We start from the raw sequence: 17,907 nt of genomic DNA on the forward strand, positions 1-17,907 counted from the left end.
GCCTTCGTGGGATCGCCCTGGTGGGGCAACGGGGCGGGGCTGGTCCGGTGGGTCCGGTGGTGGAAACATCCACGAGGCTTCCATATCCCCATCAATGGGGCATTGGGTACTAGCCTGAGAGGGTCACCGCCTCCCACAGAAGGTGTAGTCGCCATGACCACGCTCCACCACGAACACCCCGTCCACGAGCACGTCCACGGCCCGGCCTGCGGCCACCCCGAGGTGCCGCACGGCGACCACGTCGACTACGCGCACGACGGCCACATGCACCGCCTGCACTCCGGCCACTGGGACGAGTGCGAGCCGGCCGAGCACTCGGTGCACGAGGGGCACGACCACCGGCACGGCGAGGGCTGCGGGCACAGCTCGGTGCTGCACGGCGACCACGTCGACTACGTCCACGACGGCCACCGGCACGCGGCGCACGACGGGCACTGGGACGATCACTGAGCCTCCGGGCCGCACCGAGGGGCAACCGCCTCCGCCGACTTCCCCCGCACGGGCGCCGACTGGCAGTCTGTGGCGGGGGATCGGCGTGTGCGGGTGTCTGCGCCCCGCCGCGATCCCGATCACGTTCCCCCTGCGCTCTGGACTACATACCGACTGGTCGGCATCATGAACGTCAGCGCGACGCAGCGCGCACTCGACGACGACCGTCCGACCAGGAGCGAAGATGAGCTCAGACCATCCACCAGGCCTCGACCTCGACCAGTTGCGCGGCCATCTGGACCGCGAGCGGCCGGGCCTCGTGGGCGGCCCGCTCACCGCCCGGCTGATCGAGGGCGGCCGGTCGAACCTCACGTACGCCGTGACGGACGGCACCACGCGCTGGGTCGTACGGCGGCCACCGCTCGGGCACGTCCTCGCGACCGCGCACGACATGAAGCGCGAGCACCGCGTGATCAGCGCCCTGCACCGCGGGACCGAGGTACCGGTGCCCGCCCCGGTGCTGCTCTGCGAGGACGTCGACGTGCTCGGGGCGCCCTTCTACGTCATGGACTTCGTGGACGGCACGCCGTACCGCACCGCCGAGGAGCTCGCCCCGCTGGGCGCCGAGCGCACCCGCGCGGCGGTCATCGGACTCGTCGACACCCTCGTCGACCTGCACTCCGTGGCCCCCGAAGCGATCGGTCTCGGTGACTTCGGACGGCCCGAGGGCTTCCTCGACCGCCAGCTGCGCCGCTGGGGCAAGCAGCTCGACGCCTCGCGCAACCGCGACCTGGCGGGGATCGACGAGCTGCACGCCAGCCTGGGGCGGCAGCTGCCCGTCTCCCCCGCGCCGACCGTGGTGCACGGCGATTACCGCCTCGACAACGTCCTGATCGGTGAGGACGACCGGATCAAGGCGATCCTCGACTGGGAGATGTCCACCCTCGGCGATCCGCTCACCGACCTGGGCCTGCTGGTCATGTACAGCGCCCGGCTCGAACTGCCGGACTCCCCCATCAGCACCACGGCGGGCGCGCCCGGGCACCCGGAGGCCTCCGAGCTGATCGAGCGGTACGCCGCGCGCTCGGGGCGCGACGTCTCCGCTGTCTCCTGGTACACGGCGTTCGCGTGGTTCAAGCTCGCCGTGATCCTGGAGGGTATCCACTACCGGTACACGCTCGGCCAGACGGTCGGCGCGGGCTTCGACCGCATCGGGGAGCTGGTCCCCGTCTTCATCGAGCACGGCCTCACCACCCTCCAAGGACGACAGGAAGGCTGAGACAGCCATGGACTTCGCATTCGACGCCCGTACCGAAGAGCTGCGCGACAGGCTCCTCACCTTCATGGACGAGCACGTCTACCCGGCGGAGAAGACCGCCGAGGAGCAGCGCGCCCTCCTCGACTCGCCCTGGGACACCCCGGCGATCGTCGGCGAGCTGAAGGCCGAGGCACGCAAGCAGGGCCTGTGGAACCTCTTCTTGCCGGACGCCGAGCACGGCGCCGGGCTCACCAACCTGCAGTACGCCCCGCTCGCCGAGATCACCGGGCGCTCCCCGCACCTGGCGCCCACCGCGCTGAACTGCGCGGCCCCGGACACCGGCAACATGGAGGTCCTCGCCCAGTTCGGCAACGACGAGCAGAAGAAGCAGTGGCTGGAGCCGCTGCTCGCGGGTGAGATCCGCTCGGCATTCGCGATGACCGAGCCCGAGGTGGCCTCGTCGGACGCCACGAACATCACGACGCTCATCGAGCGCGAGGGTGACGAGTACGTCATCACCGGGCGCAAGTGGTACATCTCCGGGGCGATGAACCCGGACTGCCAGATCTTCATCCTGATGGGCAAGACGGACCCCGAGGGCTCGGACCCCCGCCGCCAGCAGTCCATGGTCCTCGTGCCGCGCGACACCCCCGGCGTCGAGGTCCGGCGCGCGATGCAGGTGTACGGCTACGAGGACCACTCCCACGGCGGGCACGCCGAGGTCGTCTTCGACGGGGCCAGGGTCCCCGTCAGCAACCTGATCGGCGAGGAGGGCGGCGGCTTCGCCATCGCCCAGGCGCGGCTCGGCCCCGGCCGCATCCACCACTGCATGCGCCTGATCGGCATGGCCGAGCGTGCCATCGAGCTGATGTGTCAGCGCGCGGTGGCGCGTACGGCCTTCGGCAAGCCCCTCGCCCAGCAGGGCGTCGTCCAGGAGTGGATCGCGGACGCCCGGGTCGCGGTGGAGCAGCTGCGGCTCCTCGTCCTGAAGACCGCGTGGCTGATGGACACCGTGGGCAACAAGGGCGCGCACACGGAGATCCAGTCCATCAAGATCGCGACCCCGCGGACGGTCGTGGACATCCTCGACCAGGCGGTGCAGCTGCACGGCGCGGGCGGTGTGAGCCAGGACTTCCCGCTGGCCGAGCTGTGGGCGTCTGCGAGGACTCTGCGTCTGGCGGATGGCCCGGATGAGGTGCACCAGCGGTCGCTGGCTCGGCGCGAGCTGAAGAAGTACCTGTAAGGACCGCTACGGCCGCAACGCCCTCAGCAGCAGGTCCGCCAGGTGGTCGGCGACCTGCTGCGGGGTGAGCGGGCCGTTCGGGCGGTACCAGGTGGACAGGTGGTGGACGGAGCCGAAGTGGTAGTCCACCACCAGGTCCGCGGGGGTCGCCTTGGAGAAGACGCCGGCCTCCTGGCCCTCCTCGATCAGCGCGCGGAACCGCTCGTGGTAGCGGCGGCGCTCGGAGCGCACCTGCTTGTTCTTCTCCGGGCTCAGGTGGTGCATGGAGCGGAAGAAGATCGAGGCGTCGTCGAGGTTGTCGATCGTCGTGACGACCACGTCCGCCGCCGCGTCCCGCACCCGCTGCTCGATGGGCGCGTCGGCGTCCGCGTAGGCGTCCAGACGTTCCTGCTGGACGCGCAGCACCCGCGCGTACACCTCGTGCAGGAGGTCGTCCTTCGAGCCGAAGTAGTGGTAGAGCGCGCCCTTGGTGACGCCTGCCGACTCCACGATCTCCTGCACCGATGTGCGGTCGTAGCCGCGGTCGGCGAAGAGCCGCGTGGCGGCGGCGAGCAGCCGCTGAGGGACGGGCGTGCCGTCACCGTCCGTCGTCCTGGCCACTGCCGCCACCTGCCTTTCGAGGTATTCAGCTCTCGTCGTGCCGAGAGCCCGTGTCGATGCGGGAACGCAGTTCCCGCCGGAGGATCTTCCCACTTGTGGTCTTCGGCAGCTCCGGCAGGATCTCGACCGCGCGGGGGTACTTGTACGCCGCGAGCCGTTCCTTGCAGTACGCCGCCAGGTCGTCCGGCGCGACGTCGGCCTGCGGGCGCAGGCTGACGAAGGCCTTGACCGTCTCGCCGCGGTAGCTGTCCGGGACGCCGATGACCGCCGCCTCACGGACGGCTGCGTGACTGTAGAGGACGTCCTCCACCTCGCGCGGCCATACCTTGAAACCGGACGCGTTGATCATGTCCTTCTTGCGGTCGACCACATAGAGCCAGCCCTGCTCGTCCATGAAGCCGATGTCGCCGGTGCGCAGCTCGCCGTCGGGGAACGCCTCATCCGTGGCGTCGGGGCGCTTCCAGTAGCCGGGCACGACCTGCGGGCCGCGCACGGTGATCTCGCCCTGCTCCCCGAAGGGGACGTCCACGCCGTGGTCGTCGACGATCCTGACGACCGTCTCGGGACCGGGGACGCCGACGGCGAGGGTGCCGGACACCGGGTCGACCGGCGCCTCCTGGCCCGGCGGCACGGAGGCACAGGGCGCGGTGCACTCGGTGAGGCCGTACCCGTTGTGGATGTAGGGGCCGAAGCCCGCGCGGAACTTCTCCACCAAAGCGGGCGGCAGCGGCGCGCCGCCCGAGGAGATCATCACGAAGGAGTCGAAGTGCTCCCGCGAGGCGGAGGGGTGGGCGGCCAGCGCCATGAAGGCCGTGGAGGGGCCCACGGTGTACGCCGGCCTGTGCTCGGCGAAGGCGTCGAGGACGACCCCGGCCTCGAAGCGGTACGCGAGCGCGAGGGTGCCCGCGTTGGTCAGACAGGCGGCGACCTGGGCGACCATGCCGGTGATGTGGAAGAGCGGCGCCATCGCGAAGTAGCAGGCGCCTTCGGGGATGCCGGAGCCGGTGCGCTGCCGCTCGGCGTTGTAGGTGATGTTGCCGTGGGTGTTCATGGCGCCCTTGTGCGTGCCGCTCGTCCCCGACGTGTAGCTGATCAGCGCGATGTCGGCGGGGCCGAGCTGCCGGTCGCCGGGGGCCGGGAGTCCCTGCCGGGCGACGGCCACCAGGTCCTCGGCGTCGGCCGCCTGCGGGAGGCGTTCGAAGTCCAGGACGCGCGTGTCGTTCCGGGTCTGCAGATCGAGCTGGCACGCGGTGAGCACGATGCGTACGGGCGAGGCGGCGGCCGTCTCGCGCAGATACGTCTCCCACGCGCGGTCCGCGCAGATCAGCGCGGTCGCGTCGGCGTCCGCGAGGACGTGCCCGACCTCCGCCGACTTGTACATCGGGTTCACCGGCACGACCGTGGCGCCCGCCTTCCACGCGCCGAGCAGCGCGATCACGAAGTGCGGGGTGTTCTGCAGCAGGATCGCGACCCGGTCGCCCCGGGCAAGGCCGCGGGCGGCCAGGTGCCCGGCGACGGAGTCGCTGAGGGCGTCCACCTCGCGGTAGCTCAGGCGCCCGTCGAAGTAGGCGAGTGCCGTGTGCTCGGGGGCCCTCAGCACCGCGGCCCGGAAGGCGTGCACGACGGACGCGGCGGGTTCGACCGGGCCGCGCTGGGCTTCGGTGAGGCGGCCGAGCCAGGGCTTGGCGGCGTAGATGGAGGCACCGGCGGCCGTGGAGGAGGTCGTGGAGGAGTCGCTCACCGCTCCGTCGCCTCCCACTTCTGCTGGATGTGGTTCATGCCGGTGAGCCACTTGTCCGGTTCGGCGGCGCGGATGCGGTAGTACTCCGCGACCTCGGGGTGCGGCAGGATCAGGAAGCGGCCCTCCTCCATCCCGGCGAAGAGCGCCTGCGCGACGGCGTCCGGCTCGATCGCGGTGGGGGTGAGCACCAGGTCGCCCGCGGTGCCGGTGGCGGCGAGCATGTCGGTGCGCACGCCCTGCGGGCAGATCGCGTGGACGTCGATCCCGCGGTGGCGGTAGGTCAGCGAGAGCCACTCGGCGAAGGCGTACGCGCCGTGCTTGGTGACGCTGTAGGGCGCGGCGCCGATCATGGTGAGCAGCCCCGCCGCGGAGACGGTGGAGACGAAGCGGCCGCTGCCGCGCTCCAGCCACTCGGGCAGCAGGGCGTGGGCCGCGCGGACGTGGGCCATGACGTTGACGTCCCAGGCCGTGGCCCAGACCTCCTCGGGCGCGGCCTCCGAGCCGCCGGAGCCGAGGCCCGCGTTGGCGCAGTACACGTCGATGGTGCCGCTGAGCGCGTCTCTGGCCTCCGGCACGACCGTGGACGCGTCGCCCGGTACGGCCACGGCGCCGATCTCGTCGGCCACCGCCTTCGCCTTGGCGGCGTCCAGGTCGTTGACCACGACCCGCGCCCCGGCGGCGGCGAACCGGCGGGCCAGCGCGGCCCCGATCCCGCCTCCGGCACCGGTGACGACAACTCCCTTGTCCTGCAGGGTCTCCACGATCAGTCTCCTTCGACTGCGGCTCCGCTGTGATCGCAGACTAACCAGTCGGTATGTTCGGATGGAAGAGGCCAGGGCAGCCAGGTTCGTTCCCCGGCCGCGGTCCGCGCGCTAGCGTGCGTGGGCATGACAGCCACCGCGCACACGGAGGTCTCTGCATGAACCTGTCCCGCCGCAGCTTCTCCAGACGGGGCCTGCTGGCCGCCACCACCGCCACGGCCCTCACATCGGCGGCCCCGGCGGCCGCCGCGGGAGGCGGGGGCGGATCGGGCGGCGGCCGGCGGCTGCGCACCGGCTTCGATCGCCTGGCTGCCGACGGCTACGCCCTCCTGGACGGCGAGCGGGTCGGCGTCGTCACCAATCCGACCGGCGTGACCAGGGACGTCCGCCACATCGTCGACGTCATGCACGCCGACGAGCGCGTGAACCTCGTCGCGGTCTTCGGCCCCGAGCACGGTTTCCGGGGGACGGCCCAGGCGGGCGGTTCCGAGGGCCGGTACGACGACCCGGTCACCGGGCTGCCCGTCTACGACACGTACCAGAAGAGCGGCAAGGCGCTCGCCGACATCTTCACGGCCTCCGGCGTCGACACGATCGTCTTCGACATCCAGGACGTGGGCGCGCGCTTCTACACGTACATCTGGACGCTCTTCGACTGCATGGAGTCCGCCGAGCTGGCGGGCAAGCGGTTCGTCGTCCTCGACCGGCCGAATCCGGTGACGGGACGCGCCGCGCTGGGGCCCGTGCTGCACAAGGAGTTCGCGACGTTCGTCGGCCGGCAGCCGATAGCGCAGGCGCACGGCATGACGGTGACGGAGCTCGCGCTGCTGTTCAACGGCGAGTTCCTGGAGCGCCCGGCCGAGCTGGAGACCGTACGGATGACCGGGTGGAAGCGCTCGGACTTCTACGACGCGTCCGAGCTCCCGTGGGTGCCGCCGAGCCCGAACATGCCCACGCCCGAGACCGCCCTGGTCTACAGCGGCACCTGCCTCTTCGAGGGCACGAACCTCTCCGAGGGGCGCGGCACGACCCGCCCCTTCGAGTTGCTGGGCGCCGAGGGCATCGACCGGAAGTGGGCGGCCGCCGCGAACGGCCTCGGACTGCGCGGCGTGCACTTCAGGGAGGCCTATTTCGCGCCGACGTTCTCCAAGTTCCAGGGCAAGACGGTCGGCGGTGTGCAGCTCCACGTGCACGACCGGGAGTCGTTCGACCCGGTGCGCACCGGCATCGCGCTGCTGGTGACCGCCAAGAAGACGTGGAGCGGCTTCGCCTGGCGCCCCGACAACTGGATCGACAAGCTGACGGGCACCACGCGGGTCCGCACCATGATCGACGCGGGCGCGGACACGGACGAGGTGGTGGCGGGCTGGCACGACGACCTCGCGCGCTTCCGTGCCGTGCGCAAGCGGTACCTCCGCTACCCCTAGGTCCTCGGTGGGGAAGGCCCCACCGGCGAGAGGGGTGCCTGTCGGCTGGCAGGTGCCCCTGGCGGGCCGGAATCCTGATCCTCAGCTCCGTACACCCGAGTTGAGGAGATCCGGCATGGCACGGACAGTACGACGCATCGCTCCCCTGGCGGTGGCCGGCACGCTCGGCCTGGGGGTGCTCGTCGCCCCTCGGGCCGCGGCGGCGCCGGCGTCCACCGATCCGGTCCCGGCGATCGAGCGCGCGGCCCATCCCTTGCGCTCGACCGATCCCGGCGGCTCCACGAAGGACCTGCGGCCGATGGGCCGGATGGTGGGTGACGCTTCGGTGGTGGGCCTGGGTGAGGCCACACACGGTTCGCACGAGTTCTTCACCATGAAGGACCGGGTTTTCCGCTACCTCGTGGAGGAGAAGGGGTTCACCACCTTCGCGCAGGAGGTCAGCTGGACCACGGGGCTGCGTTTCGACGCGTACGTGCGCGGGGGCGAGTCGGACGTGCGCGCGCTGGTCCACAAGGAGCTGGCGAAGACGCCCTGGGACACCGAGGAGTACGTCGAGCTCCTGACGTGGATGCGCGCGTACAACGACGAGCACCCGAACCGGCAGGTGCGCTTCATGGGCAACGACCTCAACTACCCTCAGATCGGCACCGAGTTGTTCGACGGGGTGGAGGACTACGTCCGTGCCCACGAGCCCGGCCTGCTGCCCAGGATCACCGAGCTCTACGCGCCGATCCGCCGCCTCGCGGACGGGGACGCGTACATGGGCAGGCCGCTCGACGAGCGCAAGGAACTGGCCGGGAAGGCACGGGAGGCGCACGACCTGCTGGAGAAGCTGCGCCCCGCGTCGCCGGACCGCGCGTTCACGATGGCCCTGCAGCACGCCCGGTCCGTCTCGCAGACCGCCACGATCTACGCGTTCCCCCTGGACACTCCCGAGGGGATCAAGGACGGCATGCTCTATCGCGACCGTCTCATGGCGCGGAACACCGCGTGGTGGCAGCGGCAGACCGGCGACAAGGTGCTCCTGTCGGCACACAACGCCCATGTGGGGTACGAGAGTTACGATCCCCGCTACCCGAAGATGCAGGGCGCCTTCCTGCGGGACCGGCTCGGCAAGCGCTACGTCAGCATCGGTTTCACCTTCGACCGGGGCTCGCTCATGGCGCAGAGTGCGGAGTCCGAGGTGTGGAAGCCACGCTCCGTGGGCGCCGCCACGCGCGGGATGAACGAGCACACGCTCGACAAGGTGCGGCACGACGACTACTTCCTGGACATGCGGACCGCTCCCGCGACCGCCCGGAAGTGGCTGGGCAAGAGCCGTCCCACCAAGAGCATCGGCACGGCGTTCCCGGACGGCCCGCACAAGATCCGGCTCGCGCCCTCGCACGACATCCTCATCCATCTGCACCGCGTCACCGCAGCTCACCGCCAGTCTCAATGACCGAGACAAGCCGTCCCGGCTATTGACTGCCCCCTACATCCAACGCGACAGTGCCGGTCGTGCGGAGTGAAACGACAGCAGCAGAGAAACAGCAGGTCCAGGACGCCGACGGCAGCCCCGAGAGCATGCGCCGGGTGGCCGTCGCGTCCTTCATCGGGACGGCCATCGAGTTCTACGACTTCTACATCTACGGCACGGCGGCCGCGCTCGTCCTGAACGAGGCGTTCTTCCCGACCCTGGACCCGGTCAACGCCACCCTCGCCTCCTTCTCCACCTATGCGGTGGCGTTCGCGGCGCGGCCCATCGGCTCCGTGGTCTTCGGACACTTCGGCGACCGCGTCGGCCGCAAGTCGGTGCTCGTGGCCTCGCTGCTGCTGATGGGTCTGTCGACGGCGCTGGTCGGACTCCTGCCCGGATACGGCACGTTGGGCATCTGGGCGCCGGTTCTGCTCATCCTGCTGCGCTTCCTGCAGGGCATCGGGCTCGGCGGCGAGTGGGGCGGGGCCGCGCTGCTCGCGGTGGAACACGCGCCGAGGAAGAAGCGCGGCCTGTACGCCGCCTTCCCGCAACTCGGCCCGTCCGTCGGGTTCTTCGCGGCGACCGGTGTCTTCTGGCTGCTCTCGGCTGTCCTTTCCGACGACGCGTTCCGCACCTGGGGCTGGCGCGTGCCGTTCCTGCTCTCCTTCCTCCTTGTCGGCGTCGGACTCTTCGTACGTCTGCGCATCAGCGAGACACCGGTCTTCGCGAAGGTCATGGACGCACAGGAGGCCTGCAAGGTCCCCACGCTCGACGTGCTGCGGCACCACCCGCGTGAACTGCTGCTCGGCGCGGGCGGGATGGTCGTCGCGTACGGCCTCTTCTACACGGCGACGACGTACTGCCTCGCCTACTCCACCGGCACCCTGGGCGTCTCCCGCAACACCATGCTGGGCCTCTCGCTGGTGGCCTGTCTTTTCCTCGCGGCCGGTACGTGGCTCGCCGCGACGCGCTCGGACGGTGCGGGACGCCGCAAGCTGGTTCTCGTGGGCGCCGGGCTCGCGGTGGTGTGGGGCCTGGTGCTCTTCCCGCTCCTGGACACCGAGCAGCCGGTGCTCATGGCGCTGGCGCTCGGCGGCGCGCTGTTCTGCATGGGGGTCGTGTACGGGCCGATGGGCGCCTACCTTCCGGAGCTGTTCGGCACGAAGGTGCGCTACTCGGGCGCCTCGCTCGCCTACAACCTGGGCGGGGTGCTCGGCGGCGCGGTCTCCCCTCTGGTGGCGACGCGGCTGCAGTCCGCGTTCGGTTCGTCCTCGGTGGGCTGGTACGTGAGCGCGATGGCCGTCGTGTCCCTGGTGTGCGTCCTCGCGCTGCCGGAGACCCGGGAGCGGGAACTGACGTGACCCGGTGACCGTGGTGGGCGCCTGTCCCAATGCGTGCTGCGGGACATCTGGTCAGTACACCGGGGCCGCAGGACGATGGTCCGCGTGGAGCCCTACTGGGAACTGACCTTCGACGCCGACGGGGATGTCGACACCACGCAACGCGACCATCTCCTCGCCGAGGTGGCCGACGAGAACGTCACCGATCTCCTCGTCCTCGCGCACGGCTGGAACAACGACCAAGACATGGCGACCGACCTCTACCGGCGGTTCTTCGCGCCGTGCCGGGACCTCGCGGGACCGCGCGTACGCCTGGGATACGTGGGCGTGCTCTGGCCCGCCATCCGCTTCCCCGACGAACGGATCCCGGACTTCGAGCCCTCGGTCACGGCCACCGGGCCGGGGCCCGTGCCGGGCGCGGGACCCCTGCTCGACGAGCCGACGCGGCTGCTGCTCGCCCGCACGTTCCCCGATCACGACGACGACCTGCGGCGGATCGGAGCACTGCTTGAGGAACGCTCCGAGGTGACCACGCGCTTCTACGAGTACAGCCGCCTCGTGCGCAACCTGGTCGCCGTGCACCAGAACAGTGCCGCATGGCGCTTCGCCAACGACACCTGGACGGGCCTGCCCGCCATGCTGACCGACGACGCGGTCGAGGTGTGCCAGGTGTTCGCCGCCGCGATGGAGGGCACCGGCCAGCAGGAGCTCTTCGGCAGCCTGCGCAAACGTCTGTGGAACGGGGCGCACGAACTGCTGCGCCAGGCCAGCTACTACGCCATGAAACGCCGGGCGGGCTCCGTGGGCCAGCTGGGGCTCGGCCCCGCGCTCGGACTGCTCGCCCGGGAGGCACCGGACGTACGGGTGCATCTCATCGGGCACAGCTTCGGCGCACGGCTCGTGTCGTACGCCCTGCGCGGGATGCCGGCGCCGGTGCGCAGCGTGAAGTCCACGACCCTGCTGCAAGGGGCCTTCTCGCACTACGCGTTCTCCAAACGCCTGCCGCACGCGCCCTCGCGCAGCGGCGCGCTCAACGGCGTGCAGCGGCGGATCGACGGGCCGCTGGTGTCCTGCTACTCCCGGCACGACGACGCCCTGGGCAAGATCTATCCCCTGGCATCGAAGATCGCCGGTGACTCCTCGACCTTCCTCGGCCTCTGGGAGCGCTGGGGTGCCATCGGGTACGACGGCATCCGGGCGGTGGACGGCGCCAGGCGCGTCAAGCTGGGCCGGGCGATCCCGGCCAAGGGGTGCGTCAGTGTGGACGCGTCGGCGGTGGTGCGGCGCGGCGGTCCGCCCTCCGGCGCGCACAGCGACATCTGCCACGAGGAACTGGCGCGTGTCGTGTTCGCCGCAGGGCGGATCGCTCTGGCCTGACTCCTCCTCGTCTAGCGGTGCTCGGGGAACTCGACGACCTGCTGGTAGGTGGGCCGGTTCTGCCACTGGATCGGCCCGTGCGTGATGCCGCCGAGCGCCCGGTGGATGATCGAGTCCGCGCACCACTGCTCGCCCGGCTTGCAGCTGTCGTCGCCGGGATAGACCTCGGTCGCGGGCTTGGCGACGGCCTGCGTCAGGGTGGCGAGGAGCGCGTCACGGCAGGCGTCCAGCTTCCCCGCGCCGCAGTACGCGTCCCCGAGCCCGCCTTCCACGGGTTGCCCGAGCACGGCCCGCAGATCCTTGTCCGCGTAGCCCCACCAGCCGTACTGGAAGGCCGATCCGGCGTGCGCCCCGGTCGGACCGTGCCCGGCCGACGGTGACTCGTCGGTGCTCAGCTGCGCCGTCAGCGCCTCGTACAGCTCCTTGCCCAGGCCCGGCTTGAACTCCGCCTCGATCAGCAGGGGCCACCAGGCGTCCATGATGCGTACGGCGTCGGGGTGGGCGTAGGTCTTGGAACCCGCCGCCGTCTGGTTGCGCTGTGAACCAGCCTTGTGCCAGGCCTCCAACTGCTGCACTGCCTTGGCCTGTTGGGGGTTGGTCACGGGCTTGCTCCGCACCACCTTGAGCAGTTCGGGAAGCACCTGCTCGCCGCGCAGATCGGTGACCGCCGCCTCGGACATGGCCTGGGTCAGCGAGGCGCGCGTGACGCCGCCCTCCTCGGTGAGCTTCTTGACCCGTCCGTCGAGCAGGTCACCGCGGTGCACCGCGCTCACGCCGAAGCCCGCCGTGCTGAAGTCCTTGGCCTGTTTGTTGTTCCAGGAGATGTAGTAGTCCTGGTTGACGGACTGCGGGTGTTCTGACGACGGGGTCCGTGCCGACGTGTTGTTCTCCGGGTCGAAGTCCGTCCATTCATATGCCGGTTGGGCCGTGACTGGTAGGGCGGGGTCGACGTCCTTCGCGCGCTCGGGGTTGGCGCCGCTGTTGTAGTACGCGGTGTCGCGCGAGTCGGCGTAGAACCAGTTGAAGGCGTAGCTGATGTTCTCGGCGGCCTTCTTGAACGTCGACGCGTCCTTGACGTACGTCGGGTCGTTCAGCATCTGGAAGCCGATGATCGAGTCGGCCTCGTGACGGTAGGTGGAGCGCAGCGAGACGTACGCGACGGGCTTGCCCGCCACGCTCGCGCGGTGCGTCACGACGCCGTACTTCGTGCGGAACACCTGCATGCGGTAGGAGCCCGCGGCGGTGGAGTCGGCGAGGGTCGGCTTCCAGGCGTTCTTGCGCTCGAGCTTCTCCATGGGCGTGCAGGTGCCGTCGTGGAGATAGTGGGCGGACTGCTTGGTGGGGGCGCCGCCGCCCGGTTCGCAGAGCTCGACGGCGTAGGTGTCCGTGATGTCCTGCCCGGCGGACGTGGCCGACCAGGCGTAGTCCTGGCCGCGCCCCAGCTGGACGTACATCCCGACGCCCGCGAAGGAGACGCCGCGCGCGCTGATGCCGGGGCCCTGCAGTTCCTGCTGCATGAGGAGCTGCGGGGCGAAGTAGCCGGTCTGCGGACCGAAGACTGCGACCGGGTTTCCGCTCGCGGTGTGCTTGCCGGAGACGAGGAGGGCGTTCGACATGCCCTTCTTGTGGCCGTCCTGCTTGAACAGGTCGGCGGGCAGCACCCCGTCGTCGTACATCCCCTGCAGGGGCTTGAGCTTCTTGGGCGCCTTCACCGGGTCCTTGGGGGCCTCGGACGCGGACTTGGCGCCGCCCTCGCGGTCGTACACGAGCTGCTCGCGTTCGACCGAACCGGCGTCGGGCATCGCGGTGCCGCGGGCGTTCTCCGGTTTGCCGGCGTACGGGAAGCTCGTGCCGTCGTGGATGGTCCGGACGGCCTCGGGGTCGTTGCGGGCGCGGAAGGACTCCCAGACCTTCGTGCCCTTCTCGACGCCGTACTTCTCCTGGGACTTGAGGAGGGAGAGGGCCGCGTCGACCTCGCCGCCGCCGCCGTTGCCGAAGAGACCGCCGACGACGGACGCGAGCGCGATCATGTCAGTGATCTTGAAGGGCTCTATCTCGCCGATGTTGGTGATCGCGTCGATCTTGCCGGTGAGGACGTACTCACCGGGAAAGTAGCGGCCGTTCTTCGACTTCACGCGGTAGGCGTTGAGCCCGTCGATGTAGGCCTGGGCGTCCTCCATGGCCTGCTTGCCGCGCTCGCCCTGCGTCGACCTGATGTACTCGACCTGCTTCTCCAGGTCCTTCTCCGTGTACGGGGCCTGCGGCCAGAACTGCTGCTCGAGGCCCTGGTTGGCGAGCGCGCCGCCCGCGAAGGAGGTCAGCTCGCCGCGGCCGATGTGCCGGAACAGGTCGATCAGCCAGAGCCGGTCCTGCCCGGCCGCGAAGCCCGCGCCGAACTCGGTGCCGTAGCGCGTGGAGCCCTTGATGTGCGGGATGCCGTACTTCTTGTCCCGGGTGATCGTCACGTCGTCGCGCGGCCTGGTGACGGAGGCGACCTGGCCGTCGCGGACGCCGAAGGAGGCGTCGTTGAAGAACTCCGTCAGCTTGTCGTCGGTGAGGGACGGATAGCCGGAGGAGAGCGCGTCGTACGGGCCCAACTGGTCGTTCGCGTGCTTGGGCTGGGTGCCGAGGACGCGGTGGGCGAGTATCTCGGCGAGCGTGGCGTTCCCGTTCGCGCCGGGCGGAAGGATGTCCGCGCACTGCCCCTCGCAGTAATCCGTGACGGCCGGTGGGGGCTCGTCGGCTTTCGCCGCCGCCCCCGGCTGCGGCGCGAGGAGGGACGCGGCGAGGGCGAGCGCCGCGGTGGCGGTGAGGGTTCTGAGCCGGACGATGCGTGGTCGCATGTGTGCTCCTTCGGGCTCCGCTTGTGCACCTGTGGGAGGGAGTTGGGGCGGAGGTTACTGGCGGGTTGCCGAACCGGGAAGATGAACATGCGTCGCCTTTCCAGAATCCGCACATCGGCACTGCTCACAGCCCTGCGTGTCGGGCCCGATGACATCCGTCCGAAATCGGATGCCTCACAAGGGAGCCGAATCGCGTGTCGATACGTCTACTCGGCAACGTCCGAGAACGTGCGACGGAGGTGCAGGGCGATGGCCGGATTCCGGAGTCTCGCGAGACAGGTGCGTGATCCGCTGAGCGATTTGGCACTGCGGCGGTATTCACTGCGCAAGTGCCTGGAGAGGTTCGCCCCTTACGGCCACCGGGCGACCTGGGACCATTTGTGCTCCCGGGCGGGCTTCGGGCCCGAGGACCGCTCGCCCGATCCGGCGCGGTTGGTGGCCGCGCTCGACGAACTGGAGGCGGCACGTGCGGTCTGGCTCGCCTACGAGCGGGACTTCGCGGAGCGCCGACGCAAGGAGAAGCACGACGGGCTGCGCCGGCCCGGCAGCGTGGACGACTGGCACCGGTGCACCTGGGGCGGGTTCGGGGTCGCCTGGTGCGACGATCCCGGCATCCACCCCTCGGGACCCCTCGCCGAGGTGCTGCGGCGGCTGATCGCGGCGCTGGAGCGGGAGCCGGGCACGTTCTGCCCGGTGTGCGACCGCACCGACCTCGTCTGGACGCACGGGCTGGCGCACGAGCCCTCCGCGGGCGCCGTCTGCACGGGCTGCGGCATCGCCGTGCCGGCCCCGGTGCTCACGCCCGACGCGATGGCGCGGGCACGCCGGGCACGGCCGCTGGTCTCCGCATGACGTCCGGCCGGAGCGTCCGCGGGCGCATACGGGCTAGGGCGTCGCCACGTCCGTCTGTATGGCCAGCTTGAACTCGGCGAACATGAGCGGCGCGGCGATCTTCACGTCGCCGGGGCCGCGCGCCGACATCTTCAGGCCGATCGGTGTCTGCGGGTGGACGAACATCTGCCACATGTGCGTCCGGTACTGCCCGCCCCTGGTGGGCGCCCAGTCGATGGTGGCCGTCGAGTCGTACCCGGTGGAGTGCCCGAGCGGATCGCGCACGAAGCGCGCGCGGTACTCGGTGGGCCGGTCGTCCGGCTCCCAGAAGATCATCGCCGACAGGGTGCCCCAGCCGTGATGGCTCGGCCAGATGAGCCCGGACCGGGCGTCCGGGAAGCCTGACGGGCTGGTGGCACCCTTGCCGGGGTCGTGCATGTGCCACGGGTCGTACGACTCCTCGGTGCCCGTGTACGGAAAACGCACGAGGTGGTAGCCGTCGCTGTCGTAGGCGATCTTCTGCCGCCCGCTGCGCGAGGCACTCCACAGCAACGAGCAGATGACTGTTCCCATCGGCCTTCCCCCTGTGAGTCGTCTGTGTTCGTCGTCTGTGCTGTCCTGTGGTGATGCAGGTATGTCTGAACGGCGCCCGCGACGCGGGCGATGGTGCGTTGATCCCTCTCTCACCCGGGGCGATGGCCGAGTCCGTGGCGGCGGCCGTCGCGGCCGGTGCGCGGGACGTTCATGTTCACCCCAAGTCCCCCTGTGGGCAAGACACGTTGGCGCCACGTGCGGTTGCGGCCGCGCTGGCAGCGGTCCGCTCCGTGACCTCCGTACCGGTCGGGGTGACCACGGGCGCCTGGGCCGGATCCGACCCCGGGGAGCGGGTGGCGCACATCCGCGCGTGGACCGTGCTGCCCGACCACGCGTCGGTGAACTGGCACGAGCCGGGGGCGGAGGCGGTGGCCGAGGCGCTGATGGACCGGGGTGTGGGCGTGGAGGCCGGCATCTGGTCGGGCACGGACGGCACGGAACGCTTCATGGCGTCGCCGCTCGGCCCACGCGTCCTGCGCGTCCTCGCCGAGGTGACGGATCCCGACCCCGGTACGGCCCGCGACTCGGCCCGCGCCCTCCTCACCGCGCTCGGCCGGGCACACGGCCGCCCCGTCCTGCTGCACGGCGAGGAGGGTGGCACCTGGCCCGTGCTGCGGCTCGCGGGACGCCTGGGCCTCGCCACCCGCATCGGCCTCGAGGACACGCTGGTCCTGCCGGACGGAGAACGGGCCGCGTCGAACGCCCAGTTGGTGTCGGTGGCGCTCTCGATGCTCAGCACGCCCTCACCGTAGGGACGGGCCCGGACTCGGAGGGCGTGACGCTAGCAGGCACATATTCGGTCGCTCCAGCGCTTTGCCGTCGGCACAGTTGGTGTCGATGACCGTCGAATTCCCGTGCCCACACGGCACGTAGAACTCAGGAGCCCGCCCCATGTCGACGCTGCGCGTCACCGCCGAAGTGCTGACCATCCACGAGCATCCGAACGCCGACGCCCTCGAACTGGCCCAGGTGGGCCTGTACCGCGCGGTCGTCGCCAAGGGCGCCTACCGCACCGGCGACACCGCGCTCTACATCCCCGAGCAGTCCGTGCTCCCGGCGGAGCTGATCGATGAACTGGGGCTCACCGGACGGCTCGCGGGCGGCAGGTCGGACCGGGTCAAGGCGGTACGGCTGCGCGGCGAGCTGTCACAGGGCATCGTGTGCCGGCCGCGGGCGCTCGCGGAGGTGGACCTGGCGCGGGCCGCGGCCGAGGGCACGGACTTCGCGGACCGTCTCGGGGTCGTGAAGTGGGTGCCGCCGATACCGCCCACCATGAGCGGCGACGTCGAGCCCGCGCCGGAGCTGCTGCCGTGGGTGGACATCGAGAACGTCCAGCGCCACCCGGACATCTTCGCGCCCGGCGAGGCGGTGGTCCTCACGGAGAAGCTGCATGGTTCCGCCTGCCTCTTGACGTACGTCGCGGGTGAGGGCGAGGACGGGCGGGTGCATGTCTCGTCGAAGGGCTTCGGCTCCAAGTCCCTCGCCCTGAAGGAGGATCCGCGCAATCTCTACTGGCGCGCGGTGCACGGCCACGGAGTCGTGGCCGAGGCCGCCGCCCTGGCCGAGCGGCTCGGCGCGCGCCGGGTCGGGATCTTCGGTGAGGTGTACGGAGCGGGGGTCCAGGACCTCACGTACGGCGCGGACGGGCGCCGCGAGACGCTCGGCTACGCGGTCTTCGACGTGAGCGCCGACATCGACGGCGAGGTCCGGTGGCTGGACCCCGTGGCCCTGCTCCAGGACCGGCTCCCCTTGGTGCCGCGCCTGTACGAGGGTCCGTACGACGCCGAGCGCGTCCTGGAGGTCGCCTCCGGCCGCGAGACGGTGTCGGGCCGCGCCCTGCATCTGCGGGAGGGCGTCGTGATCCGGCCCGCGGTCGAGCGGTACTCCCCCGTGACCGGCGGCCGCGCCATCGCCAAGGCGGTCAGCGCGGACTACCTGACGCGGAAGGGCGGCACGGAGTTCGAGTGACTCCGCGGGCCGACGAGCGGGCGGACGAGCGGGCAG

Annotated in this window: 15 protein-coding genes; 10 read left to right on the plus strand and 5 right to left on the minus strand. The window is 70.7% G+C overall.

What is annotated here, in order from left to right:
• Window positions 1-153: 153 nt before the first annotated feature.
• From ACWGIH_RS15640 to ACWGIH_RS15650, 3 genes are all read left to right on the plus strand, one after another.
• Window positions 154-450, plus strand: a complete 297-nt coding sequence (locus ACWGIH_RS15640) for a hypothetical protein (protein WP_453445054.1) — start codon at window positions 154-156, stop codon at window positions 448-450.
• A 223-nt stretch (window positions 451-673) separates the two neighbouring features.
• On the plus strand, window positions 674-1,708 hold the full coding sequence (locus ACWGIH_RS15645) for a phosphotransferase family protein (protein WP_453445056.1): 1,035 nt from the start codon (window positions 674-676) through the stop codon (window positions 1,706-1,708).
• 7 nt (window positions 1,709-1,715) lie between these two features.
• The gene (locus ACWGIH_RS15650) at window positions 1,716-2,930 is read left to right on the plus strand and encodes an acyl-CoA dehydrogenase family protein (protein WP_453445057.1); all 1,215 of its coding nucleotides are present in this window, start codon (window positions 1,716-1,718) and stop codon (window positions 2,928-2,930) included.
• 6 nt (window positions 2,931-2,936) lie between these two features.
• Here ACWGIH_RS15650 and ACWGIH_RS15655 read toward each other — a convergent pair whose 3' ends face one another.
• Genes ACWGIH_RS15655 through ACWGIH_RS15665 form a run of 3 tightly spaced genes read right to left on the minus strand, consistent with a single transcriptional unit; the run spans window position 2,937 to window position 6,035 of the window.
• Entirely contained in the window at window positions 2,937-3,530 is a 594-nt protein-coding gene (locus tag ACWGIH_RS15655; protein WP_453445059.1) for a TetR/AcrR family transcriptional regulator, read from the minus strand.
• Window positions 3,531-3,555: 25 nt separating this feature from the next.
• Window positions 3,556-5,271, minus strand: coding sequence for a class I adenylate-forming enzyme family protein (locus ACWGIH_RS15660; RefSeq protein ID WP_453445061.1), 1,716 nt, complete (start codon window positions 5,269-5,271; stop codon window positions 3,556-3,558).
• Window positions 5,268-6,035: an SDR family NAD(P)-dependent oxidoreductase gene (locus ACWGIH_RS15665; RefSeq protein ID WP_453445217.1), complete on the minus strand. Its 768-nt coding sequence runs from the start codon at window positions 6,033-6,035 to the stop codon at window positions 5,268-5,270. Before ACWGIH_RS15665 ends, ACWGIH_RS15660 begins: the two co-directional genes overlap by 4 nt.
• Before the next feature lie 155 nt (window positions 6,036-6,190).
• On the opposite strand from ACWGIH_RS15665, the gene ACWGIH_RS15670 reads away from it, so the two are divergent.
• The 4 genes from ACWGIH_RS15670 (at window position 6,191) to ACWGIH_RS15685 (ending at window position 11,635) form a co-directional block, all read left to right on the plus strand.
• Window positions 6,191-7,459 (plus strand): exo-beta-N-acetylmuramidase NamZ family protein, encoded by a 1,269-nt coding sequence (locus tag ACWGIH_RS15670; RefSeq protein WP_453445063.1) that lies wholly within the window; start codon window positions 6,191-6,193, stop codon window positions 7,457-7,459.
• 115 nt (window positions 7,460-7,574) lie between these two features.
• Window positions 7,575-8,900, plus strand: a complete 1,326-nt coding sequence (locus ACWGIH_RS15675; protein ID WP_453445065.1) for an erythromycin esterase family protein — start codon at window positions 7,575-7,577, stop codon at window positions 8,898-8,900.
• A 125-nt stretch (window positions 8,901-9,025) separates the two neighbouring features.
• Complete coding sequence (locus tag ACWGIH_RS15680; RefSeq protein WP_453445219.1) at window positions 9,026-10,279, plus strand: MFS transporter; 1,254 nt, start codon at window positions 9,026-9,028, stop codon at window positions 10,277-10,279.
• A gap of 75 nt (window positions 10,280-10,354) precedes the next feature.
• Window positions 10,355-11,635: a serine-threonine protein kinase gene (locus ACWGIH_RS15685; RefSeq protein ID WP_453445067.1), complete on the plus strand. Its 1,281-nt coding sequence runs from the start codon at window positions 10,355-10,357 to the stop codon at window positions 11,633-11,635.
• An 11-nt stretch (window positions 11,636-11,646) separates the two neighbouring features.
• Here the strand turns inward: ACWGIH_RS15685 and ACWGIH_RS15690 are convergent, their stop codons facing one another.
• Window positions 11,647-14,478 carry a penicillin acylase family protein gene (locus tag ACWGIH_RS15690; RefSeq protein WP_453445069.1) on the minus strand — a complete coding sequence of 944 codons (2,832 nt, stop codon included), beginning with the start codon at window positions 14,476-14,478 and terminating at the stop codon, window positions 11,647-11,649.
• A 249-nt stretch (window positions 14,479-14,727) separates the two neighbouring features.
• On the opposite strand from ACWGIH_RS15690, the gene ACWGIH_RS15695 reads away from it, so the two are divergent.
• A complete protein-coding gene (locus ACWGIH_RS15695; protein WP_453445071.1) occupies window positions 14,728-15,330 on the plus strand; it encodes a hypothetical protein in 603 nt (200 codons plus the stop codon).
• A gap of 33 nt (window positions 15,331-15,363) precedes the next feature.
• Here ACWGIH_RS15695 and ACWGIH_RS15700 read toward each other — a convergent pair whose 3' ends face one another.
• Window positions 15,364-15,882, minus strand: a complete 519-nt coding sequence (locus ACWGIH_RS15700; RefSeq protein WP_453445073.1) for a hypothetical protein — start codon at window positions 15,880-15,882, stop codon at window positions 15,364-15,366.
• 50 nt (window positions 15,883-15,932) lie between these two features.
• On the opposite strand from ACWGIH_RS15700, the gene ACWGIH_RS15705 reads away from it, so the two are divergent.
• Window positions 15,933-16,655: a 3-keto-5-aminohexanoate cleavage protein gene (locus tag ACWGIH_RS15705; RefSeq protein ID WP_453445075.1), complete on the plus strand. Its 723-nt coding sequence runs from the start codon at window positions 15,933-15,935 to the stop codon at window positions 16,653-16,655.
• Between the two features lie 139 nt (window positions 16,656-16,794).
• Window positions 16,795-17,871 (plus strand): RNA ligase (ATP), encoded by a 1,077-nt coding sequence (locus tag ACWGIH_RS15710; RefSeq protein ID WP_453445077.1) that lies wholly within the window; start codon window positions 16,795-16,797, stop codon window positions 17,869-17,871.
• Window positions 17,872-17,907: the final 36 nt, after the last annotated feature.

This window comes from Streptomyces sp. NPDC054872, from assembly GCF_053610705.1.

What these genes read in the sequence shown, in the direction of transcription:
- ACWGIH_RS15690 (WP_453445069.1), bottom strand. Translation starts at nt 14,478, where the DNA reads ATGCGACCACGCATCGTCCGGCTCAGAACCCTCACCGCCACCGCGGCG.
- ACWGIH_RS15685 (WP_453445067.1), top strand. Translation starts at nt 10,355, where the DNA reads ATGGTCCGCGTGGAGCCCTACTGGGAACTGACCTTCGACGCCGACGGG.
- ACWGIH_RS15675 (WP_453445065.1), top strand. Translation starts at nt 7,575, where the DNA reads ATGGCACGGACAGTACGACGCATCGCTCCCCTGGCGGTGGCCGGCACG.
- ACWGIH_RS15640 (WP_453445054.1), top strand. Translation starts at nt 154, where the DNA reads ATGACCACGCTCCACCACGAACACCCCGTCCACGAGCACGTCCACGGC.
- ACWGIH_RS15680 (WP_453445219.1), top strand. Translation starts at nt 9,026, where the DNA reads ATGCGCCGGGTGGCCGTCGCGTCCTTCATCGGGACGGCCATCGAGTTC.
- ACWGIH_RS15700 (WP_453445073.1), bottom strand. Translation starts at nt 15,882, where the DNA reads ATGGGAACAGTCATCTGCTCGTTGCTGTGGAGTGCCTCGCGCAGCGGG.
- ACWGIH_RS15710 (WP_453445077.1), top strand. Translation starts at nt 16,795, where the DNA reads ATGTCGACGCTGCGCGTCACCGCCGAAGTGCTGACCATCCACGAGCAT.
- ACWGIH_RS15695 (WP_453445071.1), top strand. Translation starts at nt 14,728, where the DNA reads ATGGCCGGATTCCGGAGTCTCGCGAGACAGGTGCGTGATCCGCTGAGC.
- ACWGIH_RS15670 (WP_453445063.1), top strand. Translation starts at nt 6,191, where the DNA reads ATGAACCTGTCCCGCCGCAGCTTCTCCAGACGGGGCCTGCTGGCCGCC.
- ACWGIH_RS15650 (WP_453445057.1), top strand. Translation starts at nt 1,716, where the DNA reads ATGGACTTCGCATTCGACGCCCGTACCGAAGAGCTGCGCGACAGGCTC.
- ACWGIH_RS15645 (WP_453445056.1), top strand. Translation starts at nt 674, where the DNA reads ATGAGCTCAGACCATCCACCAGGCCTCGACCTCGACCAGTTGCGCGGC.